25 protein-coding genes are annotated in these 26,561 nt (G+C 52.9%); 17 read left to right on the forward strand and 8 right to left on the reverse strand.

Annotated elements, in window-relative coordinates; all coding sequences use genetic code 11:
- Positions 1–507: 507 nt before the first annotated feature.
- Genes qoxD through qoxA form a run of 4 tightly spaced genes read right to left on the reverse strand, consistent with a single transcriptional unit; the run spans position 508 to position 4,401 of the window.
- Positions 508–801, reverse strand: a complete 294-nt coding sequence (gene qoxD, locus PRIO_RS05590) for a cytochrome aa3 quinol oxidase subunit IV (RefSeq protein ID WP_020429754.1) — start codon at positions 799–801, stop codon at positions 508–510.
- A 1-nt stretch (position 802) separates the two neighbouring features.
- Positions 803–1,399, reverse strand: a complete 597-nt coding sequence (locus tag PRIO_RS05595) for a cytochrome (ubi)quinol oxidase subunit III (RefSeq protein WP_020429753.1) — start codon at positions 1,397–1,399, stop codon at positions 803–805.
- Positions 1,396–3,342 (reverse strand): cytochrome aa3 quinol oxidase subunit I, encoded by a 1,947-nt coding sequence (gene qoxB / locus PRIO_RS05600; protein ID WP_020429752.1) that lies wholly within the window; start codon positions 3,340–3,342, stop codon positions 1,396–1,398. The genes PRIO_RS05595 and qoxB overlap by 4 nt, the downstream gene beginning before the upstream one ends.
- A gap of 39 nt (positions 3,343–3,381) precedes the next feature.
- Complete coding sequence (gene qoxA / locus PRIO_RS05605; RefSeq protein WP_020429750.1) at positions 3,382–4,401, reverse strand: cytochrome aa3 quinol oxidase subunit II; 1,020 nt, start codon at positions 4,399–4,401, stop codon at positions 3,382–3,384.
- A gap of 500 nt (positions 4,402–4,901) precedes the next feature.
- Between qoxA and PRIO_RS05610 the strand changes: the two genes are divergently transcribed.
- Positions 4,902–6,038: a polysaccharide deacetylase family protein gene (locus tag PRIO_RS05610; protein ID WP_020429749.1), complete on the forward strand. Its 1,137-nt coding sequence runs from the start codon at positions 4,902–4,904 to the stop codon at positions 6,036–6,038.
- A 375-nt stretch (positions 6,039–6,413) separates the two neighbouring features.
- Here the strand turns inward: PRIO_RS05610 and PRIO_RS05615 are convergent, their stop codons facing one another.
- Positions 6,414–7,031 (reverse strand): TetR/AcrR family transcriptional regulator, encoded by a 618-nt coding sequence (locus PRIO_RS05615; protein ID WP_020429748.1) that lies wholly within the window; start codon positions 7,029–7,031, stop codon positions 6,414–6,416.
- A 171-nt stretch (positions 7,032–7,202) separates the two neighbouring features.
- Between PRIO_RS05615 and PRIO_RS05620 the strand changes: the two genes are divergently transcribed.
- The 4 genes from PRIO_RS05620 to PRIO_RS05635 all read left to right on the forward strand — a co-directional run bounded on the left by PRIO_RS05620 (position 7,203) and on the right by PRIO_RS05635 (position 12,355).
- Positions 7,203–8,900 carry an MFS transporter gene (locus tag PRIO_RS05620; RefSeq protein ID WP_046501383.1) on the forward strand — a complete coding sequence of 566 codons (1,698 nt, stop codon included), beginning with the start codon at positions 7,203–7,205 and terminating at the stop codon, positions 8,898–8,900.
- Between the two features lie 143 nt (positions 8,901–9,043).
- Positions 9,044–9,424, forward strand: a complete 381-nt coding sequence (locus PRIO_RS05625; RefSeq protein ID WP_020429744.1) for a GntR family transcriptional regulator — start codon at positions 9,044–9,046, stop codon at positions 9,422–9,424.
- Positions 9,425–9,426: 2 nt separating this feature from the next.
- The gene (locus tag PRIO_RS05630; RefSeq protein WP_020429743.1) at positions 9,427–10,329 is read left to right on the forward strand and encodes an ABC transporter ATP-binding protein; all 903 of its coding nucleotides are present in this window, start codon (positions 9,427–9,429) and stop codon (positions 10,327–10,329) included.
- On the forward strand, positions 10,283–12,355 hold the full coding sequence (locus PRIO_RS05635) for a DUF6449 domain-containing protein (protein ID WP_141639137.1): 2,073 nt from the start codon (positions 10,283–10,285) through the stop codon (positions 12,353–12,355). Before PRIO_RS05630 ends, PRIO_RS05635 begins: the two co-directional genes overlap by 47 nt.
- 276 nt (positions 12,356–12,631) lie before the next feature.
- On the opposite strand, the gene PRIO_RS35935 is transcribed toward PRIO_RS05635, so the two are convergent.
- A complete protein-coding gene (locus PRIO_RS35935) occupies positions 12,632–12,796 on the reverse strand; it encodes a hypothetical protein (protein WP_167345587.1) in 165 nt (54 codons plus the stop codon).
- 19 nt (positions 12,797–12,815) lie between these two features.
- Here PRIO_RS35935 and PRIO_RS05645 point away from each other — a divergent pair, with 19 nt between their 5' ends.
- From PRIO_RS05645 to PRIO_RS05670, 6 genes are all read left to right on the forward strand, one after another.
- Positions 12,816–13,610 (forward strand): nucleotidyltransferase domain-containing protein, encoded by a 795-nt coding sequence (locus tag PRIO_RS05645; protein ID WP_020429738.1) that lies wholly within the window; start codon positions 12,816–12,818, stop codon positions 13,608–13,610.
- A gap of 46 nt (positions 13,611–13,656) precedes the next feature.
- Positions 13,657–15,114: a 3' terminal RNA ribose 2'-O-methyltransferase Hen1 gene (locus tag PRIO_RS05650; RefSeq protein ID WP_020429736.1), complete on the forward strand. Its 1,458-nt coding sequence runs from the start codon at positions 13,657–13,659 to the stop codon at positions 15,112–15,114.
- The gene (locus PRIO_RS05655; protein WP_020429735.1) at positions 15,111–17,726 is read left to right on the forward strand and encodes a polynucleotide kinase-phosphatase; all 2,616 of its coding nucleotides are present in this window, start codon (positions 15,111–15,113) and stop codon (positions 17,724–17,726) included. Before PRIO_RS05650 ends, PRIO_RS05655 begins: the two co-directional genes overlap by 4 nt.
- Before the next feature lie 67 nt (positions 17,727–17,793).
- Positions 17,794–18,351, forward strand: coding sequence for an RNA 2'-phosphotransferase (locus tag PRIO_RS05660; RefSeq protein WP_020429733.1), 558 nt, complete (start codon positions 17,794–17,796; stop codon positions 18,349–18,351).
- A gap of 87 nt (positions 18,352–18,438) precedes the next feature.
- On the forward strand, positions 18,439–18,957 hold the full coding sequence (locus PRIO_RS05665) for a mismatch-specific DNA-glycosylase (protein ID WP_020429731.1): 519 nt from the start codon (positions 18,439–18,441) through the stop codon (positions 18,955–18,957).
- Entirely contained in the window at positions 18,932–19,183 is a 252-nt protein-coding gene (locus tag PRIO_RS05670; RefSeq protein ID WP_046501386.1) for a hypothetical protein, read from the forward strand. The genes PRIO_RS05665 and PRIO_RS05670 overlap by 26 nt, the downstream gene beginning before the upstream one ends.
- Before the next feature lie 314 nt (positions 19,184–19,497).
- Here PRIO_RS05670 and PRIO_RS05680 read toward each other — a convergent pair whose 3' ends face one another.
- Complete coding sequence (locus PRIO_RS05680; RefSeq protein ID WP_020429729.1) at positions 19,498–20,472, reverse strand: MraY family glycosyltransferase; 975 nt, start codon at positions 20,470–20,472, stop codon at positions 19,498–19,500.
- Positions 20,473–20,558: 86 nt separating this feature from the next.
- Between PRIO_RS05680 and PRIO_RS05685 the strand changes: the two genes are divergently transcribed.
- Complete coding sequence (locus PRIO_RS05685; RefSeq protein ID WP_020429727.1) at positions 20,559–21,242, forward strand: YjjG family noncanonical pyrimidine nucleotidase; 684 nt, start codon at positions 20,559–20,561, stop codon at positions 21,240–21,242.
- A 107-nt stretch (positions 21,243–21,349) separates the two neighbouring features.
- Positions 21,350–22,018, forward strand: coding sequence for a stalk domain-containing protein (locus PRIO_RS33715; protein WP_020429725.1), 669 nt, complete (start codon positions 21,350–21,352; stop codon positions 22,016–22,018).
- Between the two features lie 177 nt (positions 22,019–22,195).
- Here the strand turns inward: PRIO_RS33715 and PRIO_RS05695 are convergent, their stop codons facing one another.
- The gene (locus tag PRIO_RS05695) at positions 22,196–23,179 is read right to left on the reverse strand and encodes a ring-cleaving dioxygenase (protein WP_020429724.1); all 984 of its coding nucleotides are present in this window, start codon (positions 23,177–23,179) and stop codon (positions 22,196–22,198) included.
- A 170-nt stretch (positions 23,180–23,349) separates the two neighbouring features.
- Here PRIO_RS05695 and PRIO_RS05700 point away from each other — a divergent pair, with 170 nt between their 5' ends.
- The 4 genes from PRIO_RS05700 to PRIO_RS05715 all read left to right on the forward strand — a co-directional run bounded on the left by PRIO_RS05700 (position 23,350) and on the right by PRIO_RS05715 (position 26,539).
- Entirely contained in the window at positions 23,350–24,168 is an 819-nt protein-coding gene (locus PRIO_RS05700; RefSeq protein WP_020429723.1) for an AAC(3) family N-acetyltransferase, read from the forward strand.
- 145 nt (positions 24,169–24,313) lie between these two features.
- Entirely contained in the window at positions 24,314–25,246 is a 933-nt protein-coding gene (locus tag PRIO_RS05705) for a manganese-dependent inorganic pyrophosphatase (protein ID WP_020429722.1), read from the forward strand.
- A 189-nt stretch (positions 25,247–25,435) separates the two neighbouring features.
- A complete protein-coding gene (locus PRIO_RS05710; protein ID WP_020429721.1) occupies positions 25,436–26,008 on the forward strand; it encodes a hypothetical protein in 573 nt (190 codons plus the stop codon).
- Between the two features lie 90 nt (positions 26,009–26,098).
- Entirely contained in the window at positions 26,099–26,539 is a 441-nt protein-coding gene (locus tag PRIO_RS05715) for an RrF2 family transcriptional regulator (RefSeq protein WP_020429720.1), read from the forward strand.
- Positions 26,540–26,561 lie beyond the last annotated feature (22 nt).

Raw genomic sequence — 26,561 nt, forward strand, 5'->3', positions numbered from 1 at the left:
TTCAGCAGTTACGGACTAGGGGAGCCGTTATATCCTTCGATGGAGCCTGGAATAAAGGGGAAAGGGACAAATAAATGCATCTGAGTCCGTTGTCTTGCGGAATAGACGAATCTTCCTTCAATAACGGCTCTCCTGTCCGTAACGGCTGCGGATCGATCGCGAAGGAATAGGACGATCCGTCTTTACCGGCTTCTTCGCAGGTGCTAGTTGGAAAAAGGGAACTTATTTTTCCGGAAATTAAGAAATCCTGAGAGTGAAGTGGAAAAAGTAAACTTAATTGGGCCACATTTCTGGTCCAATGGCGAAATGAGCTGAATTAGTGTCCCTTTTTCCACTTCATCTGCCCGAGGGTAGGTACTTCGACAAATTAGTGTCCCTTTTTCCACTTAAAAAGTTGCCGTAGGATTAATGGGGTGTCGTTCTCCAAGTAACGCTAGAATCAAGACGGCTGTGCTGTCCCGTGGAGGACGGCACAGCCGTTTTTGAAGCCTTCAATTGATTCTGGCCTTAAGCGTACCAGCCCCATACGAAGATGTACAAGGTACCGAAAATGGTGACCAGACCGACAAACAACGCATAAGCGATATTAATGTACAGCTCTTTCTTGGTATCTGCCGCTTCCCCGATGTGCATGAACACGAACAGCTGCAGGGAAGCTTGAATAATAGCTGTGACCAGCAGTACGGCCATATTGGCCCCCTTGGACAGATCACCGTAAATAACGATCAACGCTGCGGCAGAAAGGACCAGAGAGGCCAGATAACCCATCACATGGCGAATTGGAAACAGTTGCTTCATCATGTCACATCAGTCCTTTCAGGTAGACGAAGCTGAAGATAAAGATCCAGACAACGTCCAGGAAGTGCCAGAACAGTGAGAAGATAAATGCTTTGTTGGCTGTAGCCGGGTTGATGCCCTGACGCCACACCTGAATCATAATTGCCGTTCCCCACAGGAAGCCGAAGCTGACGTGCGCTCCGTGCGTTCCCAGCAGGACGAACAGACTGGAAAGGAAGCCGCTGGTCTGCAGCGTGGCGCCTTCATGGACGTAGGTGAAGAACTCGTCAATTTCAATGCCGATAAAGCCGAGACCCATCAGCAGTGTGATGGCCATAAGGACCATCATCGCTTTTTTGTAGCCGAGACGCATGGCGTGAACCGCCAGACCGATTGTGAACGAACTGGTCAGGAGCAGGAAGGTTTCAATCAGCACCGGGCCGATTTCGAACAATTCACTTCCGCTCGGTCCGCTGGCAAAACGGTCCACCATGACAAAATATACCGTGAACAAGGTAGCGAACAACGGAATTTCAGCTCCGAGAAAAACCCAAAAGCCGAAGATTTTATTGCTGTTCTCTTCTGTAGAGTATTCCAGCGGCTTGGACGCATCTATTTTCATACAGTCTCACCCCGCATCAATTTCTTTTCTGTAGCCATAACTTCATCCACTGAGATGTAGTAGCCGTGATCCCGGTCAAAGGACATGGCTGCCAGCATGATCAGCACACCGACTCCGGCAACAATCGCAGGAATCCACATGCTGAAGACCAGGAAGAATCCGAGGAAGAAGAAGATCACACCCAGGATAAACGGCTTGCCGGTATTGCTCGGCATGTGAATCTTGGTGATTTTGTCCTCGAACAGCGGCATGTTATCCTGCTTGGCGGACCAGAAGGCGTCACGGGTCTGCACTTTTGGTACAACCGCAAAGTTGTAGACCGGCATTGGGCTATGTGTAGCCCATTCCAGGGTGCGTCCATCCCAAGGATCGCTTGTGGTGTCTCTCGGCATGTAGCGTGTACTCCAGTAGATGTTGTAAACCAGAAGCACGAAGCCGATTGCCAGACCCACCGCGCCCACGAAGGACAGCATATTGAGCGGACCGAAGCCCGATTCCTCGGAATAGGTGTACATCCGCCGCGTCATCCCCATCAGTCCCAGGAAGAACAGCGGGAAGAATGTGACGTTGAAGGAAATCACGATCCACCAGAAGGAATGCTTGCCCAGGCGTTCATTAAGACGGAAGCCGAACACTTTTGGGAACCAGTAGTGGAACCCGGCAATAACCGCGAACACGGCCCCCGGAATCAGCACGTAGTGGAAATGCGCGACCAGGAACATGGTGTTGTGGTACTGGTAGTCGGCGCTGGCCATCGCCAGCATGACACCGGTCACCCCGCCGATCGTGAAGATTGGAATAAATGCCAGTGTGTACAGCATCGGTGTTGTAAAGGTGATCCGCCCTTTTCGGAGCGTAAACAGCCAGTTGAATATTTTTACCCCGGTCGGCACTGCAATCGCCATGGTCGTAATTGAGAAGAAGCTGTTGACCATTGCGCCTTGCCCCATGGTGTAGAAATGGTGGGCCCAGACCAGGAAGGACAGGAGCGAGATAATCAGCATACTGAACACCATGGAGGTGTAGCCGTACAGGTTCTTTTTAGAGAAGGTGGCAATAATTTCACTATAAATACCGAACGCCGGAAGAATAACGATATATACCTCCGGATGGCCCCAAACCCAGAACAGGTTGGCCCAGAGCATATCCATCCCGCCGTTGGCCATCGTGAAGAACTGGGAGCCGAAGAGGCGGTCGAACATCATCAGCGCGAGCGCCACGGTCAGTACCGGGAAGGCGAAGACGATAATGACGTTTGTAATCAGCACGGACCAGGTGAACATCGGCATTTTCATCAGCTTCATGCCTGGAGCGCGCATTTTAAGGATGGTGACGATAAAGTTAACGCCTGTGATCAGAGTCCCGATACCGGAAATCTGCAGCGCCAGGGAGTAGTAGTTGTTCCCGACCGTCGGGCTGAACTCCAAACTCGCCAGCGGGAAGTAGGCTGACCATCCGGCATCCGGCGAGCCGCCGATGACGAAGGAAATGTTAAGCAGCATAGCCCCGAAGAAGAAGAGCCAGAAACTGACGGCGTTGAGGCGCGGGAAGGCCACGTCGCGGGCGCCGATTTGCAGCGGTACAATAACATTCATCAGACCGATGATAAACGGCATGGCCATGAAGAGGATCATGATCAGACCGTGGGTGGTAAAGACCTCGTTATAATGCTGCGCGTCGAGGAATTTCATTTCCGGTGCTGCCGTTTGCAGACGCATCATTATGGCGTCCACGCCGCCGCGGAACAGCATGAGCAGGGCGGCGAGGATATACATGACGCCGATTTTCTTATGGTCAACCGTGGTCAGCCATTCGCGCCAGAGGTAGCCCCATTTTTTAAAATAGGTAAGCCCGACGAGAATCCCGATGGTAGCAAGTGCGATACTGACCATGGCTCCGTATATCAAGGGTTCGCCGTGAACCTTAAATTTGTCTAAATCCATTAGGGTGGCTCCTTTCAGGTTGTTTCATCAGGCATGTCATTAAGAATTGCTGTCGTGTGTATGTTCATCCACCGGTGAGCTTGGCAGGGGCTGTTCGACCTCGGGATTCGGTTTACTGTCGAACTCGGTCTCGCTGGAAGGCTCCGGTGAAGGATGGATTTCCTTATTGTCCTGATGCTCCATGCTTCCGTTATCCATATCCATTTCTTTGCCGCCGCCGCTCATATGCTCGCTGTGTTCTCCCGGAGGAGGGCTGAACTCAAGATGGGTGGACGAATAGGTTTTGCGTCCAAGATAATCGGTAGCGAGCAGGCCTTTGAATTCCTTTTCCGTAAGCTTGGGAGCGGTTTCCTTGACCTCTTTCACCCAGTCGTCGTAATCCTTGCTGCTCATAACCAGTGCTTCAAACTCCATGTGGGCGAAGCCTTTACCGCTAAAGTTGGCGTTTCTGCCCATATAAGAGCCTTCGGTATCTGCGGAAAGGTGAAGCGTGGTAAGCATGTCGCTCATAGCGTACTTTTGTCCGGCAAGCTGCGGAATCCACAGACTGGTAATGGAACCGAAAGAGTACATTCTGAACTCTACCGCCCGGTGAACCGGCATGTTCACGTAGTTAACCGTTTCAATGCCTTCCTCCGGATAGCTGAAATGCCATTTCCAGTTGGAGGAGGCGGCGTAAATGACCAGCGGAGTCTGGTCTTTGTACTCTACGGCCTGATTCTCGACAGCGTTGGTCGTTTTGACCGTCACGACGGACAGGAAGGCCACGATAATGATCGGGATGACGATCCAGATCGTCTCGAGGACCTTATTGCCCTCCTCATGCTCTGGAATGTATCCTTCATTGCTTTTCTTGGCCCGGTACTTCACCAGTACAAAGATATATAAGATGTAGACAACCGCCAGAACACCAAGCATAACCAGAATGGAAAGGATGATGGTGTCAGATAAAGTTCGGGCAGACGGCCCCTTCGGGTTCAGAACGGTGAGTGAACTGCATCCCGGCAGGAGGAGGATGAGGCTGAGAAACAAAGCGTATAACGGTCCCTTTTTTTTCATATAGAACTCCTTCCTTCAATAGTTCTTTTCATGCGCCGATCGTTGCGGGCAAACATTAACCTGTATCTATAGTAAGAACTACTTACCCATAATGCAAAATACATATTTTGTAATAAAATACACAATAGTCCTTAAAAATGTACATTCGGTTAAATATATGTGATCAAATTGTTACGAGATTCTAAATGTATGATAAAGATCACAGTAACGGTGCGCCTTTAGGTTATTTTAAGAAAGTTCAAATTTTGTTCATGATTTCACAAATGTTACTATTTTCGTCACAATTATTTAAGCTGAAAACGTCCTGATTTTGCGGGTTTTGCTTGCTGCGACAGCGCTCGACAAGGTTTGGTTATTTTCTGAAAAAAATGACGATATGTCATTTCTCACAGCGAAACAGTTACAACTTTTTGTGCTCCTGGTTACAATCTCTCAAATTACGGTATATCTATTTATGCTAAAGTAGTAGGTAAATATACATAGATTGGAGATTGTTTCACGTGCCTATCAAAAAAGTAGTGCTCTTATTCTTGTCTTTTTTTCTTTGCTTCGGAATCCTGCAAACTACAGCAGATGCAGCGGGAGCAAACAAATCTTTGAAGCTCGGAGTGAACGATTCATTAACCAAAATCACAGCCGTTTCGGAAAAAAACACCTATTATGTCCCTCTCCGCGCTTTGGCGGCAGAGCTGAAGTGGACCCTCACCGGTCTGCCGGATGGCATTCAGGTGGACGGCGGGGGGCGCACACTCCGTCTGCTGGGGAATAATGGGGGAGCCCGGCTTCAGGATGGAACGGTTGCCCAGGCAGACACGTTTCAACGGGATGGATCATTAATGGTCCCGCTGAAGATCAGCGCCTACCTAGGATATAGAATATCCTTTGAACCGGATAAATATTTACTGCGGGTCCAGGATGGTTCGGCGGCACTTGATGACACCGCGTTCGTAAGCAAGTACAAAAACGAACTGGCGCCGCCTGCGCCTGCGGAGCCTGCACAGAATCCGCCGGCGGCCAAGCCGGGAAAAACCCTGTATCTGACTTTTGATGACGGCCCGTCAGCTACAACGCCTGAGCTGCTGGACATTCTGAACAAGTATGGGGTCAAAGCTACATTTTTCATGCTTGGACCGAACATGAACCGCTATCCTTCCCAGGTTAAGCGGATCGCGGAAGAGGGGAACGGGCTGGGACTGCACGGCATGACGCACCGCAAAGAGAAATTCTATGCTTCTGCTTCTGCCGCGCTTGCTGAAATGAACGGGGACAACGATGTGCTGCGGAAGATCACCGGCACCGGCACAACCCTGATCCGTCCCCCATATGGCAGTAAGCCATATTTCACTAAGGCCTTCAGAGACAAAGTGCTGGGTCAAGGCTATCACCTGTGGGACTGGAACGTGGATTCCGATGACTGGAAATATAAAGAGGACAGTGTTACCATCTACAACACCGTAATGGGCCAGGTGCATAAGCTGCAGAAGTCCAAAACCAATCCCGTTATTCTGATGCATGACCAGAAAGCAACACTTAAGGTACTGCCGCGCCTGCTGGAATCGCTGAAGAAGGAAGGCTATACCTTCGGGATTATCACGAAGGATATGGAGCCGGTGAATTTCTGGAAGGACAAACGTTAACGGTTGTCAGGATACCAAAAGAGCAAGCTGCGAGGTGAAAAACCCTCGCTGCTTGCTCTTTTTGCTGTTTAAAATTATATAAAGCGAACTTGAAAAACGAACAAAAGGGAAAAGGGATGGAGGGGGAGTGTAAATATCTTAAGTTCACTCTATATAGTTGATTTATGAGGTGATTGCACTTCATACAATAGAATGTTTATTTTTACGCGTTGAATCGCACTCTGCTGTATTTCATGCAACTGATTTCCGGTTCTGGAGCCAAAAACAGCATCTTCAGGGAATTCAAGTGTACAGAGTGCAATAGATTGAGCTTTTCGGCCGATATAGGAGAACTTCTGCTGCAGAAAGTGCAACAGAATATGCGCCTGAGCAAAGTCATTTGTACAAATAACTTACGATCATATGTACCAGCTCGGATTTCAGCCGTTCAGTTGCGATACGCTGCTGGGAGAACGAGATAACGTCAACGATGGCGCTTACCGTTTCGAACACGATCACGGAAGCGGCCTCCATGTCTTCTGTTTTTAGCTCATCCTGTCCCATCTGCAGATATTCGAGTGTTCTGATGCGGCCTGCTTCATACTGTGCATCCATTAACTGCTTAATCTCCTCATCGCTATGGTACATGATCGTCAGCTCCCGATGGTAGCCTATAAAGGCCTCATGGGAGATCAGGAGGGTGTCGACCAGATGCATGATCAGCTCGGAACGGTCGATGGTTAAGAAGTTGATCTCTGACATCGAAGCATCGATCCGGGCCAGAAGATCTGTACCATAGTTCTTGAGCACTTCGATGAAAACCGCTCTTTTATCCACAAAATAGGAATAGAAGCTGCCAGTTGATACTCCAGCCGCCGCTGCGATTTGCTTGGTATTGGTCTGATGGAAGCCCTTGTCCGAAAACTGCTTCATGGCAGCTTGGACAATAGCCTCCCTGGTCCGGATGCTGCGTTCCTGCCGTGGTGTTCTGATCTTGTCTTCCATATCACTCATGTCAGATTGCTCCCCCTTGTAGTACTGATTGTAGAGGAGGGAATTCAGGCTGTCAATAAAAGTTGAACTTGATTTCATATTTAATCATTGACAAATGTGAACTATGGTTCATATAATCAAAAACATGAACTGTAGTTCACATTTTGGATAGTCTTTTGGAGGATGATGGAGATGAGTGTAAGAATGCGCAGAGCTTTATCTTTTACAGCAATCGTACTTGGTTTTTTTATGGCGCTGCTGGATACGACGATTATTAATATCGCCCTGCCGGAGATGACGCGGCATTTCGGCGGGAGTGTGTCGCGGATTTCCTGGGTGATGAACGGGTATAACCTGGCTTTTGCCGTGTTCATCCTGACTGCTTCCCGGCTGGCAGATCAATTTGGCCGAAAGAAAGTGTTTATTTGCGGAGTTGCTCTATTTACACTGACTTCCCTGCTTGCCGGGTTCGCAACATCCCTGGGAATGCTGATTCTGCTGCGGGTCATTCAAGGCTTGGCCGGGGCCATTATTGTTCCGGTCACCATCCCCTTGACTACGACCACTTTTCCAAAAGAGATGCATGGCCTGATCATTGGCATATGGGGAGCCGTTTCGGGGGTGGCTGCAGCGAGCGGTCCGGCGCTTGGCGGGATTCTGACGCAAAACCTGAGCTGGGAGTGGATCTTTTTTGTTAACGTGCCGCTGGGTGTGCTGAGTATTGTGCTGACGGCTGTCTTCATTCAGGAATCGCGGGATGATACGGCAGGCCGTTCGATTGATTATGGCGGAACCCTTGGAATTACCGGAGCCATGTTCTTCATTACGTATGCACTGATCAAGGTGCAGGATTATGGCTGGAGTTCAGGAAAGACCCTTGCGCTGCTGGGTGCGGGAGTTGTGTTTCTGCTGCTGTTCATCCTTACACAGTGGAAAGGGAAGGAGCCTATGCTGCCATTGTCACTGATGCGGATACGTACCTTCAACAGTGCTTCCCTGACCCTGCTGATTGTCGGTGCGGCACTGATGAATCTTTCCCTGCTGACCTCCTTCTTCCTGACGCGGATGATGGGGATGACCGAGCTGAAGGCCGGGCTTGTGCTGTCCATGGTCGCTGTAGGCTCCATCGTCAGTTCGGCGGTTTCCGGGCCGCTCTCCGCGAAATACGGCAGCCATCTGTTCGCTGCAGCCGGTATTGTAGTCACGGGCGGTGCGATGTATTCCATGAGCGGGCTTCACGCTGACTCGGCGGTGGCGGAGGTAGTGGTGCGCCTGCTGGTGGCAGGTGTCGGCATAGGCCTTACAATGGCGCCGGTGATGTCTTCCGCTGTCCGCAACGTTCCGGAGGACAAGGTGGGCATTTCTTCGGGAGTCACCAATATGGCGAAGTCGCTGGGCAGCGTCATTGGAGTAGCTATTATAGTGACTGTGCTGCAGCACAACATGGACAGCGAACTGGGAAAAGCGGGGAATCACCTGTCTGAGGCAATCCAGGCAGATGTTAAGCTGCAGCCCATTGTCAAAACTGTTCTAGCGGAAACAGCAGCTTCCATCAGTAAGGAGGGGGCTGCGCCGATGGGAGGAACCAGCGGCAAAGCTGATCCTGCGGCAGCCGTGGCACATGCGGTGGAGCTTGCTGCGGCAAAGCTTCCGCCTGCGGAACAAAAGGCTTTTGCAGCGGACAGCGCCAATCAATTGCGGGAAGCCAAGCTGCTCTTGTCTCAAGCGGGGAACGGGATGCAGCAGGCAGCTGTTGAGGGATTCCGCCGGACCTTTGTTTTTGCCGGCCTGCTGATGATTCCGGGGATACTGTTCGCTCTCCTGAGCGACAAGCGGCGCAAGCCCGAGGAGCCGGTGGCAGTAGCCGAACCGGCGGTGCTCGAGCGGTAGCTCCAGCTCAGAAAAGATCAAGCGGCTCTTTTGCAGAGCCGCTTCTTTTTATGTTGACAGCAGCATTATACTGTATTAATAATAGTAGTACAGTTAATACACTAGAATGTTTGCCGGATACAGCACACGAAAGGAGGACTGTTATGTTCGAATTGGACGTCCGCAGCCGCAAGCCGATCTACGAGCAGTTGAATGATAAAGTCAAGGAGCTGATCATGCACGGGATTTTACGCGCGGATGAGCAGCTTCCATCGGTAAGAACCTTGTCCTCACAGCTTACAGTGAATCCCAATACCATTCAGAAAGCCTACCGCGAACTGGAGCGGGAAGGCTATATCTATTCTTTGCAGGGCAAAGGGAGCTTTGTGGCTCCGCTGCAGCAGGGGCAGAACGAGAGCAAAAAAGCAGAACTCCGGGAGGAGCTGCTGCGCCTGATGGCAGAAGCGGTCTACCTCGGATTTACCGAAAATGAAATTGGGGCATTGTACCGTCAGGTGCTGGAGCAGAGAGAGAAGGGAGAATAGCCATGATTGAAATACGCGGAGTCAGTAAAAGCTTTCAGGGCGAAAAGGCTGTTGACAGCCTGTCGCTGACGGTACATAAAGGTGCCATTTATGGCCTGCTTGGTTCTAACGGGGCAGGGAAAACCACACTGCTGAAAACACTCGCCGGCATCTACCGGTCTGAGGAAGGAACCGTCAAGATCGGCGGCCAGCCGGTGTTTGAGAACCCGCAGGTAAAGCAGAGCCTCATTTTTATGCCGGACAGCCCTTACTTCTTTCCGCAAGCCTCGCTCAAGACGATGGCCGCCTTCTACCGTTCGGTTTATCCGGGCTTCAGCGACAAACGTTTTGAGGAACTGGGCACAGTGTTCCGGCTCGATATGGGACGCAAGCTAAGCCGCTTCTCCAAAGGCATGCAGCGCCAGGCGGCCTTTTGGCTCGCGCTTAGCTGCAGACCGGATGTGCTGATTATGGATGAGCCGATTGACGGCCTGGACCCGGTAATGCGCCGCCAGATTAAGAATCTTTTGTTCCAGGAGGTTGCCGAGCGGGAGCTGACCGTGCTGATCTCTTCGCATAATCTGCGGGAGATCGAGGATCTGTGTGACCATGTCGGCATTATGCATCACGGCCGGATGCTGGTCGAGAAGGATCTGGATGATCTTAAGGCGGATACACATAAGGTTCAGGTAGCTTTTCGCGATGAGCGCCATGCGGATGCACTGGCGGCCAAGCTGCAAATTCTCCATCAGGAGCGGCGGGGCAGTGTGGATCTGTATATCGTAAAAGGCGATCGGGAGCGGATTTCGAAAGTGATCCATGTCTATGAGCCGTATGTGTTCGATCTGCTTCCCTTGACGCTGGAGGAAATCTTTATTTATGAAATGGGGGATGCCGGGTATGACGCGCAGCCAATACTTCTTTAATAGCAGTGTTATCCGCCAATGTTTGCGCCAGCACGGCTGGATTGGCATCATCTATACCTTGGGCTTGCTGTTCTCGCTTCCGCTGCAGCTCTTCATGAGTAGGTATCCGGGTGCGGAACCGCAGAAGATAGATACCCTGTTCCGTGTGGGCGGGAATATACAAATGCTGTTTATCATCTCGCTGCCGGTCGCTGCCGGGCTGTTCCTGTTCCGCTATCTGCAGTCCAGAATGGCTTCCGATCTGTGGCACAGCCTTCCGCTGCGGCGGGAGCATTTGCTTACGGCGCATCTGGCCAGCGGACTAGGTCTGCTGCTGCTGCCGGTATGGCTAACCGCTGCGGTCACGGCAATGGTTACCCCTATGAACGGAAATATGTACATTTATCAGGGATCGGATATCTGGAGCTGGTGCCTGACGGTCAGCATTCTTACGCTGTTTCTCTTTGTGTTCAGCATCTTCGTCGGCATATGCACGGGACAAACCGTACTCCAGGGAATCATTATTTATATTCTGCTGCTCCTTCCGGCGGTGCTGATGGAGCTAGTCAATCTCCATCTCAACAGGTATCTCTACGGTTACCCGGAATGGTTTGGCCTCAATAATGACAGATTGGTCTGGTCGCCATTATTGCATCTTATTGTTCTGGCGGAAGAGCCCTACAGTACGGGGGAATTATGGGCCTACAGCGGTTTGTCGCTTGTGTTCATCGTCTTTTCTTATATCTTGTACCGCAAGCGCAGCGCGGAAAAGTCCGGGCAGGCAATTGCATTCACCTACTTCAACCCGCTGTTCAAAGCCGGGGTTATGCTGTGTGCCATGCTTCTGGCGGGAACGTATTTTGCTGCCGTTAAGCCGCATCAGGTGGGCTGGATTCTGTGCAGCCATTTTGCCGGGGCGCTGCTTGGTTATATCGCGGCAGAAATGATTATCCGTAAAACCTGGCATATCCTGTCCCGCAGAGTGCCGCTGGAATTCGCGGTCTATGGGGTACTGCTGGGTTTGCTGATCTACATTCCGGTGTCCGGATTAACCGGATATGAGAGCCGGGTACCGGCTGCGGAACATATCACTGGAGTGTATGCGGGAAGTAATTACAGGATGTACAACGATGATTCATATAACAGATATGCCTCCGGTGAGGTTGCAAAGGTTTCATCCGGCAGCAGGGTGCCTTTTTCCGGCGGTCAGCAATATGTTGAAGCTGTCCGCAACCTTCACCAGACGCTCGTTACGATGCGTCCCGACAAGAACGCCTTCCCGCTTGAGGGATACACCCGTGGCAGCAGGATGTTCACCTTGGCTTATCAATTGGATAACGGACGTAAGATGGTGCGTGAGTACCGGATTCCGGCCCAGGGCTTTGAACCGGAAATGAAAGCGGTCATGGGAAATGAAGATTTCAAGCGTGCGGAATATGATATTCAGGCGCTTAATACGGAAATTGAAAGCTTCAGGCTGTCCAGCCGGAACCGGGTGGTTAGAATTACCGAGCCGGAGGACGTTCAGGAGTTCAAGGATATTCTGATCAGAGAAAAGCTGAATATGTCCTACGAGGACCAGAATGAGGGGCAATTGCCGATTGCGTATATCCAGCCTATCAACAAGCCTGCAGACGAAGAAGAAGGCAGCGGAAGGGCAATGGTAACTGTTACTCGCAATTACGAATGGCTGCCCTCCTACAAGGAATTGGGCAACTGGATGGAGCAGAAGGGGTATGCGGACAAAATCCGCACCACCGCGCAAGACGTAAAATCGGCTGAAATTATTAAAGATGATTATAAGGGCAAGCTTTCCCCGGAGAAAATCTACAATGTTGAACTGCATATGGCTCTGGCCCGCCAGCAGAAGCTTTCAGTTGTTACCCGGGATAAGAAGCTGATTGAAGGCATCCTGGAAAATCAACGCGAGTATGCGGGCAAAAACGGGATGTATGCAGCTAAGCTGGAATATACAGACGGAGACACCCAATATGTATCCCTTGACGGGAAGGGGCTGGAGCCTGCCCTGAAGCAGCTGCTCCCGTAGCTCCCCGAAAGAAGGTGTATCTTTGACTGACCACTATACTGCCCCCCTTGTCCGGTGATTGCTCCGGCGGGGGCATTTTTTGCTTCGGGGGAGGGTTGTGCTGACATCGATTCAGGTTGACAAAACCTGGAACCTTGAATTATGCTTTTGGAATATTATACAGGCAGCTTGATGTCACTTCATGAAGCAAATGCTCATCACACTTTAAGGAGGCCAGGACCAAATGAATGAACAAGGAAAACATTCGAACCCTCATCATCCCAATATGTTTCCTGTTCATCGGTCCGCCTCGTTCAGAAGGTCAGCCTTTGCAGCGGTATCTGTATTTCCGGCAGCAGCGTATACAGTTGTTTTCCGGTAATCATATGCCTGTATTTGCATAGCGGCAGCCCGGCCATGGACGATGGAGTCCGTGGCTTTTTTGTATTTTCTTGTGGTCAAGAAAAAGGAGAGATGCACAATGTCAGATATTCATACATCCATTATCCGCGAGCTTCGCGCCATCGAAGCGGAGGAGAATGTCCGTATCCTGTATGCTTGTGAATCCGGGAGCAGGGCCTGGGGGTTCCCTTCCAAAGACAGTGACTATGATGTGCGGTTTCTCTATTTGCGCCGGCCTGAGGCTTATCTGTCCATCTTTGAGCAGAGAGATGTCATTGAGCGCCCGATCAGCGATTTGCTGGATATCAACGGATGGGACCTGAAAAAGGGGCTTACCCTTTTCCGCAAATCCAACCCGCCGCTGCTGGAGTGGCTGCAGTCTCCGGTCCGTTATGAAGAAAACTACACCGTGGCGGAGAGCATCCGCAGCTTGTCGCCGCTTGGATTTTCGCCCAAATCCTGTGTGTATCATTATCTTCACATGGCCCGGGGGAATTACCGGACTTACCTTCAGGGCAGCGAGGTCAAGATCAAGAAATACTTCTATGTTCTCCGTCCGCTTCTGGCCTGCGCCTGGATTGAGAAATACCAGGAGGTGCCGCCCCTCGACTTCACCACACTGGTAAAGGATCTGATTCCTGAAGGCAGCGAACTGAGGGAAGCGGTCGATAGGCTGCTGGTCCGCAAGAAGTCCGGTGATGAATTGAATCTGGAGCCGCGGATTGAGGGTATTAACAAGTACCTGGAGCAGCAGATCAGCCATTTTGAAGAGAGTGCGGCCCGGTTTGGATCAGGGAACGGGGTAGAAGACAACGTGCTGGATGAACTGTTCCGTTCCGCACTGCTTGAGGTATGGGGCGGTGAGAGCCGCTGAACCCCCTAGAGAGAAAATCAAGTGACGTTAAGGAGAGATGGACTCTATGCATTTAATCATTAGAGCGGTTGGCGCGGGTGCGGGCATGCTGCCCCACCTGCTGGCCAAAAATCCCAATAACCTGTACGACCGGATGGAAAAGGATGCCCGGGTGCGCATCGTCTTCACCGCCTCTTCGGAGGAAGAAACGGAAGCGGTCATTTTTGTTACGCCAGACCCGGTTGAGCTGGTAAAAGGCGCTTCTTCGGCGCACAATGATATTACGCAGTATATCAATGACCGTGAATTTGTGGTGAGCAGCCTGTTCTGCACCTACATCCGTTCCGCACTCGGCACGGCGCTGAACGGCAAAACGAAGGAAGCTTTCCGGCCGTGGGCCGGGCGGCAGCTGGTCCTGGAGCTGACCTTTGGGCCTGTTGCATCCAATTTGCCGGATGTGGCATTGGAGGGGCTGTTCACTGCCCTTGGCTATGAGGTATTGCTGGAGCGGGGGCATGCCGGATATCCCTTTGATCTGAAGAGCCGCAGCTCTGTCCGGTACATCAGGCTTAAGGGGATGCAGACGCTGCAGACGGCGCTCCGTCAGCTGTTCGTGCTGATTCCTGCACTGGATGACTACAAGCATTACTACATCAGCGATGATGAGGTGGACAAAATCAGACGCTACGGTGAAGGCTGGCTGGAGGATCATCCCCAGCGCGGACTGATTCTAAAACGCACACTGCGTTTCGCCGGGGCAATCCGGCAATATGAGAGTCTGATGTCCAGTGGCGGGCATCTGGAAGGGACTCAGGCGCCGGATGAGGTCTCAAGAGAGGTGGCTGGAGAGGAAGCTCTGTCCCTGCCGGGGACAACAGCTGCGGCCGAGGCTGATGCAGACGCAGCGCCTAAGGTCAGGCTGAATGATCTGCGTTATGCCGCAATCGCGGACGTGGTGGAGAATCTCCCCCTGAGGCGCAGTATCGTGGACTTCGGCTCCGGGGAAGGGAAACTCTCCGCGCGGCTCAGCAGTGTGCCGGGGGTGCGTGAGATCAAGGCGGTGGAGCCTTCCGCTGCGGCGCAGCTGCGGGCGATGGACCGTTTCGCCAAGCTGGAAGGAAAGGCTGGTATTCAAGTACCGGAGCCGGTGACGGGATCGCTGTTCTATTACGATGAATCGCTGCGGAACAAGGATGTGATGATTCTCTGCGAGGTTATCGAGCATATTGATGAATACCGGCTTGGCCGGGTGATGGATACGATTTTTCACGAATATACACCCGGGACGCTGATTATTACTACGCCTAACAAGGAATACAACGAAGTATATGAGATGGATCAGGAGGAAATGCGCCATGGCGACCACCGTTTTGAGTGGAGCCGGGAAGCTTTTGCCGCATGGTGTTCCCGCTGGACTGAGGCTTATAACTATTCCGTCCGGCTGAGCGGGATCGGCGGGTTCGCGCAGGATTATGGATACCCGACGCAGATGGCCATATTTACGAAGGAGGATACGTTGTTATGACTGACAGACATGAAGGGCAGCGGGTGATTCCTTTTCCGCACGGAGGCATTGTTGTGCTCGTCGGGCCTTCAAACAGCGGCAAAACCACCCTGCTCCGCAGACTGGTGCAAGAAGGTGTACTGCTGCAGACGGAGATTGTCTCTTCAGATGATTACCGGACACTGGTGGGGGATGTTGAATACATCGACTGGAAAGGCCGCCCCCGGGAGGAAGCGGACATTCTGTACAGCGATTATCAACTGCTGTCGAATCTGGCTTTTGAGGCGATGAATACCGTGGTGTCGATGCGCTGCCGGCTGGGCAAGCTGACGGTGGTGGATGCCACACATCTGCAGCCGGAATACCGCAGGAAGTATATCGATCTAGCAGCCGGACATGATCTCCCCTGCGCCGCCTGGATTCTGGATCTGCCGGAGCAGACCCTGTTAGAGCGGGATACAAGCCGGGACCAGCCGCGCGGAAGACAGCGTGTGAAACAGCAGTTTGTCCAGTTCAAACGTTCGCTGCGCGGACTGCGGGATGAAGGCTTTGACTTCACTTATATGCTCAAGGAAACCGAATCCGTCCAGTTTATCCGCAAAAAGAACCCGCTGCTCGCTGAAATTGGCGCCGGGGTGGATGTGATCGGCGATATTCACGGCTGCTATGACGAAATGCTGGAGCTCCTGGGACAGCTGGGGTACGCACCGGATGATGCAGGACTCTACCGGCATCCCGGCGGCAGAACGCTGGTTTCCGTTGGAGATGTGATGAGCCGTGGACCGAAATCGCTGGATACCCTGAGATTCTGGAAAAAGCACTGCGATGCCGGAACCGCCCGCATGATCGACAGCAATCATGGCTGGAAGATTGCCCGCTACCTCAGCGGCCGTCAGGTAACCCTGAGCCACGGCGATGAGCATATCGCTGCGGAGCTTGCGCAGCTTGCCCTTGAAGCAGGCGAGGAGGAAGCGGATGCCCTAAAAGAGGAATTGAAGCAGTTTCTGCTCTCCGCCCCCAGCCATCTGGTGCTGTGCCGTGAGGGGGTCCGGCGTGTAGTGGTAGCCCATGCCGGAATCCGGGATGAATATATCGGTAAGCAATCCAAGCGGATACAGGACTTCTGCCGCTACGGCGATACGGATGGCATGGACGCCACAGGTGCACCTGTACGGAAGGAGTGGTATGTAGAACATGAATCCGGGGAGCTTATCGTCTGGGGACATGATCCAAGGCCTTTCCCGACAGTGGTGAAAAATACGGTTAATATTGACCAGGGGGCGGTTTTTGGGGGTTCTTTGACCGCTTACCGCTATCCTGAACAGAAGTTTGTCAGCGTCAAGGCTTACCAGGATTATGCCCGGGACCCGGACAGCCCGCTGATCCGCTGGGAACGGGGGAGATTCTCTCCGCCTAACCTGCGCAAGCTTGTCGAAGGGTACTCCGTCATGACAGACACCTACGGCGAAATCTCTGTGCGCGGCGAATTTGTAAAAGCGGCGATAGACGCGGTATCCCATTTCACCATCCCTATGGAGGAACTCGTCTACATTCCCCCTACGATGAGTCCGGCACCGAGGGTATCCGCCGATGAAACCTGCCTGGAACATCCCCGTGAAGCGATTGCTTACTATCGTTCCCAGGGCGTTAAGACTATGGTGGCGGAGAAAAAACACATGGGCAGCCGCGCCGTTCTGCTGCTGTTCCGCGATGAAGCTGCCGCTGTGCCTTATGTGGGCCGTCCCACACTCGGCACGATTTACACGCGTACCGGCCGGGCCTTTTTTAACAAGGAGGCGGGGCCTGACGTGCTGTCCCGGCTGAATTCGGATTTGCACAAAGCCGGTTATTGGGCCCGCCATGATACGGATTTGCTGCTGCTTGACGCCGAAATTATCCCGTGGAACCTGAAGGCGCGCGAGCTGATCGCAACCCAGTACGCACATGTCGCCGAAGCTGCGGCAATGGACCGCGAGCAGCTTCTGGGAAAGCTGCGCGAAGCGGAAAATGCCGGACGCGATGTGTCCGGCTGGGTACAGGAGATGGAGGGCAAGCTGAAGAACGCCCGTGTATTCCGTGAAGCTTTTCAGCAGTACTGCTGGGATACAAGCGGCCTTGACGGTATCCGGATCGCTCCGTTCCATACGCTGGCGCACAGCGGGCAGACCTTTTTTGACCGGAGCCATCTTTGGCATATGGAGCATGGCCGTGAGCTGGCCGGGGTGTCGCCGCTCTTTATGGAGACGGAATACCGGACGATCACCAGTGAAGCTGATGAAGCCGATGTGATCCGCTGGTGGGAGGAGCTGACAGAGGACGGGCATGAGGGCATTGTGATCAAGCCGGAAACCTTCATTGTCCGCAGCGGTAAAAGCTTAATCCAGCCTGCCATCAAGATCAGGGGCCGCAAGTACCTGCACATTATTTATGGGATCGACTATCTGCAGCCGGACAATCTGGCCCGGCTCAAGCTGCGCAAAACCGGCAAAAAAGAGCGCCATGCCCTGATGGAATGCGCCCTAAGCGTAGAGTCGGTGGAACGTTTTATCCGCAAAGAGCCGCTGGAACGGATGCATGAATGCGTGCTTGCCGCCCTGTCGCTCGAATCCGATCCGGTCGATCCGCGGTTGTAGGCGGGGAGCATAATCAGTGAAGAGGACAGTCCGTTAGTGGGAAAAAGGTAAGGAACGAGGTGCAACAATGTTAAATCATGCCGCTGAGGTTTCGCTCAGCAAATTTATGACCAAGCTGCTCCGGCATACACCGGCAGAGTATGGATTGCTCCTTGATCCTGAGGACGGCTCCTGTCTGCTGGAGGATCTGGAGCGTGTCATCCATACTGCCCCAAAATGGGCAGGGATCACCGAAGAGGACATTCGCCAGGTCGTCCGGAACAGTGAGAAGCAGCGTTTTGCCATAGAGGGAGACCGTATTAAAGCGCGGTATGGCCATAGTCATGCCAGGCTTACATATGAGCCGGGAATACCGCCGAAGGTTCTGTATCATGGAACGCATCAGGCCGCGCTGCCTGCGATTCTGAAGGAGGGGCTGCTGCCGATGGGGCGGCAGTATATACATTTGTCCGAAGGGCTTCATTTTGCCAGCCTGGCCGGGAGCCGCAGGGGCAAGCTGATTCTGCTGACCGTGGATACGGTTAAGGCAGTACATTTGGGAGTAACCTTCTATTATGCAGGCAATGAAGTGTGGTTGTCAGAGCCGATTCCACCTGCTTGTATAGCTATGCGGGAAGAGTTGTAGGCTGTTCATGCTGCCAAGCCCGAACAGGGAAACGGTTTTGCTCGACAGCATTGCACGGCCAGCTTCTACATAAGGGAGGGATGTACCATGGATGAAGTGCCGGATCACTTGGACCACGGCTTACAGATTGTTTTTATCGGGTTCAATCCCAGCCTCCGTTCGGGGGAAGTGGGGCATCATTACGCCAATCCGCGCAATAATTTCTGGCGCATTCTGGAACGCTCCGGCCTGACGCCCCGCCTCTATGATGCCTCGGAAGATGGGGAACTGCTCCGGCTAGGCTTGGGATTCACCAACATCGTCGCCCGCCCGACGCGGGGTGCGGAGGATATTACCCGGGAGGAGTATGCCGAGGGCCGGCAGATTCTCCGGGAGAAGCTTGCCCGCCACCGGCCGGAGATCGCCTGCTTTGTCGGCAAAGGCGTCTATACGGAATTCAGCCGCCGCCCGAAGGCGGACTGGGGCTTTCAGGATGGCCAGCCGCCGGTTGTGGACGGTGTGCGGGAGTTTGTCGCCCCCTCGTCCAGCGGCCTGGTCCGTATGCCCCTGCCGGAGATCGTGGCCATTTACCGGAGGCTGTATGAGTATATTCAGGAGGGTCCCTGAATTCAATGAGGGAAACGGGGGAATCAAGGGTAAAAGTACCTTTGATATCCCCCGTCTTACCGGGAACGGGCGAATCAAGGGTAAAAATACCTCTGATTCCCCCCGGCTGACCGGAGACGGGCGAATCAAGGGTAAAAATACCTTTGATTCCCACCGTCTTACCGGGAACGGGCGAATCAAAGGTAAAAATACCTTTGATTCCTCCCGTCTGACCGGGAACGGGTAAATCAAGGGTAAAAATACCTCTGATTCCCCCCGTCTGACCGGAGACGGGCGAATCAAAGGTAAAAGTACCTTTGATAAAAAAACACCCTTGATTTCAAGGGTGTTTTTAGCCGCGTCACCGTTATTAGCCTCAGCTTGCGCACGTCACCGACCTGCCAGCCACTGCCCACCACGGCCCTACCGGCCCGCGCCCGCCCGGGTCTTGCCGCCTCAGTGCGCCCGCCTCGGCCTGACTCAGCCTCAGCCGGTACCAGTTCCGGCCGATTGCCCGCCCCAGCCTGCGTCAATCCCAATCTGCTTCCGTCCCAGCCGGGATCAGATCTGAATCAGCAGCAGAATAATGGAAGACAGCGACAGGCAGACGCTGGCCAGGTACAGCACGGCAACGACCTGCTTTTGGTTCAGGCCGGCCTTGAGCAGGCGGTAATGGACCTGGGTCGCATCAGCCTGATAAATGGATTTGCCTTGCACAAACCGTTTGATGACGACAAACAAATTGTCGAAGATCGGCACGCCGAGCGCGAGAATCGGGATGAACAGGGACAGCACCGTCGCCTGCTTGAACGCCCCGTCCAGCGCGATTACGGCCAGAATGTAGCCTAGAAAGGTGGCGCCTGCGTCACCCATGAAGATTTTGGCCGGAGCTTTGTTGTAGCGCAGGTAAGCAATAGTGACGCCCACCAGAGTGATCGCCATCATGGCCGAGGCAGATTGTCCCTTCGCCAAAGCTACCACGAACAGCGTCATGGCGGAGATAGCCGTCAGGCCGCCAGCCAGACCATCCATGCCGTCCGAGAAATTAATTACGGTAGTCACACCGAAAATCCATAGAATAGTCAGCACAAATTGCAGGATCACCGGCAGCGAGATATAATCGCCGGAGAAGGGGTTGAAGAATCCGGTGAAGGCATTCCCCGACAGAAAGACCAGAATCGCCGCCGCGATCTGAACGATAAATTTTGGCAGTGCCGGGAAGTCCTTGCCTTTGGTTTTGTACCAGTCATCGATCGTGCCTATGGTCAGCAGGAGCACACCGCCAATGAACAAGGCGAGAGTACCCAGTGAGAAATCGCGGGTGAACAGCAGGTATGTAATAAAAAATCCGATAAATATAGCATAGCTGGCTGTCAGCGGAATGGGCTCCCTATGTATTTTGCGCTCCACATCCTTCCGGGGCTTGTCCACAAAATCAAGCCGGAATGCGAGCCTGCCAAGCGGGGGAATCAGCAAATAGACAATGCAAAAGGACACCAGAAACGCCAGAACATAAAAAATGACAATCACCGCCATTACTTTTTTTGAAAAGGCCTGTCTGAATTATATCGCAAATGGCTGCTGCTTGTCGACGAAACGCGAAATTGGAGGGAAATAGAAAGATGAAATATGAGGTCATTTTATTTGATGCCGATGATACCTTGTTTGACTACAGGATGGCTGAGAGCAGGGCGCTGTACAATGCTTTTGCCCATTTTGGCCTGCCGACGGGTGCTGAGGATTATGCTGCGAGCTATAAAGAAATCAACGCGGCGCTATGGAAGGATCTGGAACAGGGGCGGACCACCTCTGCCGTGCTGCGGGTCGAGCGGTTCAACCGGCTGTTTGCCGCGCACAAGCTGGACCTGAGCCCTGAGGCATTCAGTGAAGCATATCTGAAGTTTCTGGGGGAAGGGACGTTCCTTATTCAGGGAGCGGTAGAGCTGTGCCGGGAGCTGGCCGGGTGCAGGCTTGCGATTATTACCAATGGAATCAAGGATGTGCAGCTGTCCAGAATCCAGGGCTCTCCGCTGAGCAGCACCTTTGAGCAGATCATTATTTCCGAAGAGGCCGGGTGTCAGAAGCCGGAGCGGGGGATTTTTGATTATGCTTTTGCCAAGCTGGGAATCTCTGACCGGAGCAAAGTGCTGATCGTCGGTGATTCGCTGACCTCTGATATCCAGGGGGGAATCAATTACGGAATTGATACGTGCTGGTTCAACCCGCTGGGCAAGGAAGGCGCTCCGGGCATTCATCCGACCTATGAGATAAGGGAGCTGTCCGAGCTTCTGGAAATTACCCGCTGATGCACTGACTTAACACCCCCGGCGGGTTGAAAACTTTCTCTCGTGTTAAATATATTAAGATGACTTCTCATTCTCCATCATCAAATATAGACAGGGAGAGGATTCTATTGAAGAAAAAATGGCTGATTGCCGCCGTTGCCGCGGGCATGACGATAACCGGCTCGGCAGGTGTATATGCGGGAGCGAAGCTGGAGCAGATCAAAGCCTATCTGAACCACAGCATCGGTGTGGTCGTGGATGGCACCCCTTATTGGCTGAAGGATGGCAACGGTAAAACATTAACGCCTATCACCTACGAAGGCATCACCTATCTGCCGGTCCGTTCGGTCGCCGGTGCCCTGAAGGTGCCGATTACTTACGATGCCGCGAACTATAAAGTGAGAATTGGCAAAGGTTCGGAAACCGGCGGAACCCCGGGAACGGGTGCCGGGACTGCTGCCCCTCCGGTGGAGAGCACCGAACGGCCGGTTAATCTGCCGAAGGATTTTCCGATTCCGGCGGATGCCATCATTGCAACTACACTGGATACGGATGCAGATGGAGTGAAGAAGGCGGCCTTTACCTACTCCACACAGGAAGCTCTGGAAACCATGGGGTTTGTGTACAGTGAATATGTGCGGATTAAGAGGCTGGACAATGCTTCTCAGACAGTGAGTGCCAGCACGGTCAAAATCTCCGGCCGGCTGGGCGGGACAAGCCCGCTGTCCATCACCGGCAAGGCCTCAACCGCCCGTCCGGGCTTCAATATCTTCACCATAACGTTCTCGGAGAGCTGATTCATCTATTTTTGGCAAAAAAACAGCTGCGCCTTCTGAAGGCTGCAGCTGTCTTAAATTTTCACTGTTTTTACTGAGCGCAGTAACAGAAACTGCCTCTTGCTGAGGACAGCGAAGCCGATTTCGCTTGCACCAGGGTCATTGCTAGCCCCCGGCAAAGGATAGAGACAGAAGCTGTTATCCCTGCTGCCGGGTATCCAACGGCTTCAGGTGCGCCTCGATCTGCGGACGTTTATCCTCGAGGAAGGGCGGCAGGGCCAGGGATTCGCCCAGATGCTCAATATCCTCATCGGTGGCGAAGCCCGGACCGTCCGTAGCCAGCTCGAACAGGATTCCGCTTGGCTCGCGGAAGTATAGAGACCGGAAATAGAAACGGTCCACAAATCCCGAGTTCGGCAGTGAATAGCTGCTGATTCGCCCGATCCACTGCTTCAGCTCTTCTTCGTTGTCTACGCGGAAGGCGACATGATGCACACCGCCGCGTCCAAGCCGTTCCTGCGGCAGATCTGTGCGTTCTTCCAGATGGAGCTCCGCGCCGGAGCCGCCTTCGCCGGTTTCGAACACGATGACATCCGGCTGGCCTGCTACAAGGGAAGGATAGGTGCTTTTGCGGCGGAAGCCAAGCAGCTCCACAAGCACCTTGGCAGAAGACTCGGCAGCCGGAACGGTCAAATGGACCGGACCCAGTCCGAGGATGCCGTATGCCGCCGGAACCGGGCTTTTGTCCCAGGGCTTGCCGCCTGCGACACCCTGGTTGTGCTCATCCGATACAAGAATCAGGCGCTGTCCCTCATGATCCCGGAAAGCCAGCGTCTTGCGGCCGCCGCGGTCCTGAATCTCATCATGCTCCACCTGGAATTCCGCCAGCCGCTGTGTCCAGTACTCCAGCGCCTTGTCGTCAGGCACACGGAGCGACAGCGCGGAAATGCTGTTATTGCCGTCACGGTTGCGGCCTGCGTTCGGAATCTCGAAGAAGGTGACCTCAGTCCCGGGATTGCCTGCCTCGTCCCCATAGAACAGATGGTAGACGGAGACATCGTCCTGGTTCACTGTTTTTTTGATCAGCCGCAGTCCGAGCACCTCGGTGTAGAACTTGAAGTTCTCCGGGGCTCTGGCTGTAAGAGCCGATACATGGTGTAGTCCTTTTAATGTTAAACTCATAATAGTTCCTCCTTGAAGTTTGCTGTACACTGCTTCAGTAAGACTGCATAAGACCGTAAATTATATTTAACATGATATCAAGTAAATAAATAATATTAAGTTACTTACATTTTAATAGTAATATATAAAATTGGCAAGCATGAATTTCATTATCCGCAAAGGAGATTGATATGATACATACACAAGCAAGCTTAATGGAGCAGCTTAAGGGGATGGGGATTGATCCTCAGGGAACACTGCTGGTCCATTCTTCGCTGAAAAGCATCGGCGAAGTCCAGGGAGGTGCAGACACGGTGCTGGATGCTCTGTCTGAATATATGAGACCAGGGCTGCTGGTCCTGCCGACACATACCTGGTCTTATATCGATGCGGATAATCCGCAGTTCTCCGTCCGGCAGTCTCCCTCCTGTGTCGGAATACTGCCGGAGCTGTTCCGTAAGCGGCCGGGGGTTATCCGCTCGTGGCATCCCACCCATTCCGTAGCTGCGCTGGGCAGGGATGCAGCGGAGTTCACCTCCGGCGACGAGCGGTGGGACACGCCCTGTGCCCGGGGATCCGTCTACGGCAAGCTGCTGGACCGTAAGGCCGACATACTTCTGCTCGGTGTAGATTTGCGGCGGAATACCTTCATCCACGGGATTGAAGAGTGGCTGGATATTCCCGGCAGAATGACCGATAGCCATGAGCAGCTGTATACGGAAACTCCCGGCGGAGAAATAATTTCAGTGCCGTCGCGCAGGCACTGCGGGCTCTCCTGGTCCCAGCATTTCTGGAAGGTGGAGCAGGTGCTGGAGACGGGCGGAGCGCTGCGCAGAGCCAGCTTTGGAGATGCGCCTGTGATGATCTGCGGGGCCGTGCAGACGACAGATATCCTGAGCCGGATGCTGCTGGCCGATCCGGAGCTGTTCTCGGACAACGAGCCGCTGGACGGCGGAGCGGTGCCTGAGCTGCTGCCCAGGACGAAGCGGGGAATACCGGAGAAGGGTTAATAAGGTGGAGTCACGACCAAACCCAAAATCGAAAAATCTCCGGATATACGGGTTAATGAATTCCGGACGCTTGTCCGCAATCTGGCGGGCTCCTATCAATGTATGGTATATTATTCTCACAAAAAACAAAGTAAGGAGATTGGAAATGGAAAAAACTTTGATCTTTGGACACAAAAATCCGGATACGGATACAATCTGCTCGGCCATCGCCTATGCAGCGCTTAAGAAGGAGTTGGGCTGGGATGCTGAGCCGGTTCGTCTCGGGGAAATCAGCGGAGAAACCCAATATGCGCTTGACCACTTCGGCGTAAAGGCTCCGCGCCTGGTAGAGAACGTTGCAAGCGAAGCCAAACAAGTCATTCTGGTTGACCATAATGAACGCCAGCAGAGTGCCAATGATATCGATCAGGTCCGCGTCGTGGAGGTTATCGACCACCACCGGATTGCTAATTTTGAAACGGCTCATCCGCTCTACTACCGTGCAGAACCGGTAGGCTGCACAGCGACAATCCTGAATAAGCTGTACAAAGAGAACGGAGTGGCGATTCCGAAGGACATTGCCGGTCTGATGCTGTCCGCAATTATTTCTGACTCCCTGCTGTTCAAATCGCCGACCTGCACCGAGCAGGATGTGGCGGCTGCGCGCGAACTGGCTGGAATTGCCGGTGTGGATGCAGACAGCTACGGGCTTGCCATGCTGAAGGCCGGTGCTGATCTTAGCGACAAAACGATCGCCCAGCTGATTTCCCTGGATGCCAAGGAATTCAAAATGGGTGAATACAAAGTGGAGATTGCCCAGGTAAATGCGGTGGATGTAAATGATGTGCTCTCCAAACAAGCCGAACTGGAAACGGCCCTGACAGCCATCATCGATGACAAAGGTCTGGATCTCTTCCTGTTCGTCGTTACGGATATCTTGAACAATGACTCCGTAGGTTTGGCTCTGGGCCGCGTGGCAGGGGCTGTCGAGCAGGCCTACAATGTGAAGCTGGACGACAACAAAGCGCTCCTGAAAGGCGTCGTATCCCGCAAATCGCAAATTGTGCCGGTGCTGACCGAAACCATTGCCAAGCTGTAACAAGCAGCTTCAGCACGTGGCAGTCATTTTGTTTTAATTAAATAAGACAGGTTCCAACCGGCTGTGCGCTGTCTTTCGGGAGGCGCACAGCCGGTTTTTTAGCATCCCCCGTTTTCATCTTACATAAGTGCAACTTATTCCCATTCGGGCGGTATAAATAAGCATGGACGATTCAGAGGGGGAGAACGAATGAGAACAATAAAAAAGCTGATCTTCGCCACAATGTGCCTGATGATCATCTCGGGCGGGAGCCTGCTGTATGCGGCAACGGGCAAATCAGACATTGCGGTCTATCTGAATAATGTGCTGTTGAAGAATACCGGCCTGGTCTCGGAAGGGGTACCTTACGTGTCCGTCGAGCAGCTGCCCGAAGGCCTGCACGCGGTATTATCCTGGGATGAGACTGCCCAAGAGGTGCGGATTTACAAGCCCAATGTGAACATGGTGCTGCTGGACGACCAGGGGAAAATCTTTGGCAAGGTGAGAAGCGCGGCGAGCAATACTTTTTCCGTTCTCGTACAGGTGGATCATCTCAAAACTGATATTTCCGATCTGAAGATTACGATCACTGATCCTCAGAACAAAACAGATGTCGTGGATAATCAGCAAATTAAAGAGAAGAAGGACAGCTTCTGGTTCAAGTCGGCGAATTACAGCTACACGTTTAATGAGAAAGGGAATTATATGATTCAGGTCTACATAAAGGACAGCTCGTCCAAAAGCTGGTTCATCGTTTCCGAAATGCAGATTTCCACGATTTAACCGGCAGCGCTGTGTTGAATCCTTTTGCCAAAAACGGGCGGACGCCCTATACTTAACCTTACATACATGGTGCAAAAGGAGCGGGGAAACATGACCAGAACACGAAACAGCGGAGCGCCTCCATATAAATCGTTTGTACTGGTGCTGCAGGCACTTATCATTATGGCCCGCAAAGAAGGCAATACCTGTTCCAGTTGTGAAATCGCCGGACATTTGTCGTCAGAACCGACAGTTCTGCGAAAAGCGCTGGCCAAGCTGACCAAGGAACAAATCCTGGTGACCCGTGAAGGGCGGGATGGCGGCTATATGCTGAACCGGTCCCCGGAAGAACTGACGCTGGCGGAAATATACCTCGCGATGGAGGTCGACGGGCTGCAGAGCAATGCGGTGATTGAGACTATGTACGGGAACACTTTTGGGGCGCAGATGAAGTCTGCGTGCGGAGGCATTCTCGAAGAAATGAACCAAAGTGCATTGGGTATTCTGCAAAAGTATACACTGGCGGATCTGGTGCGCCGGGCGGGATGTTGACAGGGGGCTTTTTTATGAATTA

Origin of the sequence: Paenibacillus riograndensis SBR5 (genome assembly GCF_000981585.1) — a bacterium.
Taxonomy (GTDB): domain Bacteria; phylum Bacillota; class Bacilli; order Paenibacillales; family Paenibacillaceae; genus Paenibacillus_AQ; species Paenibacillus_AQ riograndensis.

Coding starts and splice junctions, on each gene's coding strand:
- qoxD (WP_020429754.1), bottom strand. CDS start 801: ATGATGAAGCAACTGTTTCCAATTCGCCATGTGATGGGTTATCTGGCC.
- PRIO_RS05595 (WP_020429753.1), bottom strand. CDS start 1,399: ATGAAAATAGATGCGTCCAAGCCGCTGGAATACTCTACAGAAGAGAAC.
- qoxB (WP_020429752.1), bottom strand. CDS start 3,342: ATGGATTTAGACAAATTTAAGGTTCACGGCGAACCCTTGATATACGGA.
- qoxA (WP_020429750.1), bottom strand. CDS start 4,401: ATGAAAAAAAAGGGACCGTTATACGCTTTGTTTCTCAGCCTCATCCTC.
- PRIO_RS05615 (WP_020429748.1), bottom strand. CDS start 7,031: ATGAGTGATATGGAAGACAAGATCAGAACACCACGGCAGGAACGCAGC.
- PRIO_RS05620 (WP_046501383.1), top strand. CDS start 7,203: ATGAGTGTAAGAATGCGCAGAGCTTTATCTTTTACAGCAATCGTACTT.
- PRIO_RS05625 (WP_020429744.1), top strand. CDS start 9,044: ATGTTCGAATTGGACGTCCGCAGCCGCAAGCCGATCTACGAGCAGTTG.
- PRIO_RS05630 (WP_020429743.1), top strand. CDS start 9,427: ATGATTGAAATACGCGGAGTCAGTAAAAGCTTTCAGGGCGAAAAGGCT.
- PRIO_RS05635 (WP_141639137.1), top strand. CDS start 10,283: ATGAAATGGGGGATGCCGGGTATGACGCGCAGCCAATACTTCTTTAAT.
- PRIO_RS05645 (WP_020429738.1), top strand. CDS start 12,816: ATGTCAGATATTCATACATCCATTATCCGCGAGCTTCGCGCCATCGAA.
- PRIO_RS05650 (WP_020429736.1), top strand. CDS start 13,657: ATGCATTTAATCATTAGAGCGGTTGGCGCGGGTGCGGGCATGCTGCCC.
- PRIO_RS05655 (WP_020429735.1), top strand. CDS start 15,111: ATGACTGACAGACATGAAGGGCAGCGGGTGATTCCTTTTCCGCACGGA.
- PRIO_RS05660 (WP_020429733.1), top strand. CDS start 17,794: ATGTTAAATCATGCCGCTGAGGTTTCGCTCAGCAAATTTATGACCAAG.
- PRIO_RS05665 (WP_020429731.1), top strand. CDS start 18,439: ATGGATGAAGTGCCGGATCACTTGGACCACGGCTTACAGATTGTTTTT.
- PRIO_RS05670 (WP_046501386.1), top strand. CDS start 18,932: ATGAGTATATTCAGGAGGGTCCCTGAATTCAATGAGGGAAACGGGGGA.
- PRIO_RS05680 (WP_020429729.1), bottom strand. CDS start 20,472: ATGGCGGTGATTGTCATTTTTTATGTTCTGGCGTTTCTGGTGTCCTTT.
- PRIO_RS05685 (WP_020429727.1), top strand. CDS start 20,559: ATGAAATATGAGGTCATTTTATTTGATGCCGATGATACCTTGTTTGAC.
- PRIO_RS05695 (WP_020429724.1), bottom strand. CDS start 23,179: ATGAGTTTAACATTAAAAGGACTACACCATGTATCGGCTCTTACAGCC.
- PRIO_RS05700 (WP_020429723.1), top strand. CDS start 23,350: ATGATACATACACAAGCAAGCTTAATGGAGCAGCTTAAGGGGATGGGG.
- PRIO_RS05705 (WP_020429722.1), top strand. CDS start 24,314: ATGGAAAAAACTTTGATCTTTGGACACAAAAATCCGGATACGGATACA.
- PRIO_RS05710 (WP_020429721.1), top strand. CDS start 25,436: ATGAGAACAATAAAAAAGCTGATCTTCGCCACAATGTGCCTGATGATC.
- PRIO_RS05715 (WP_020429720.1), top strand. CDS start 26,099: ATGACCAGAACACGAAACAGCGGAGCGCCTCCATATAAATCGTTTGTA.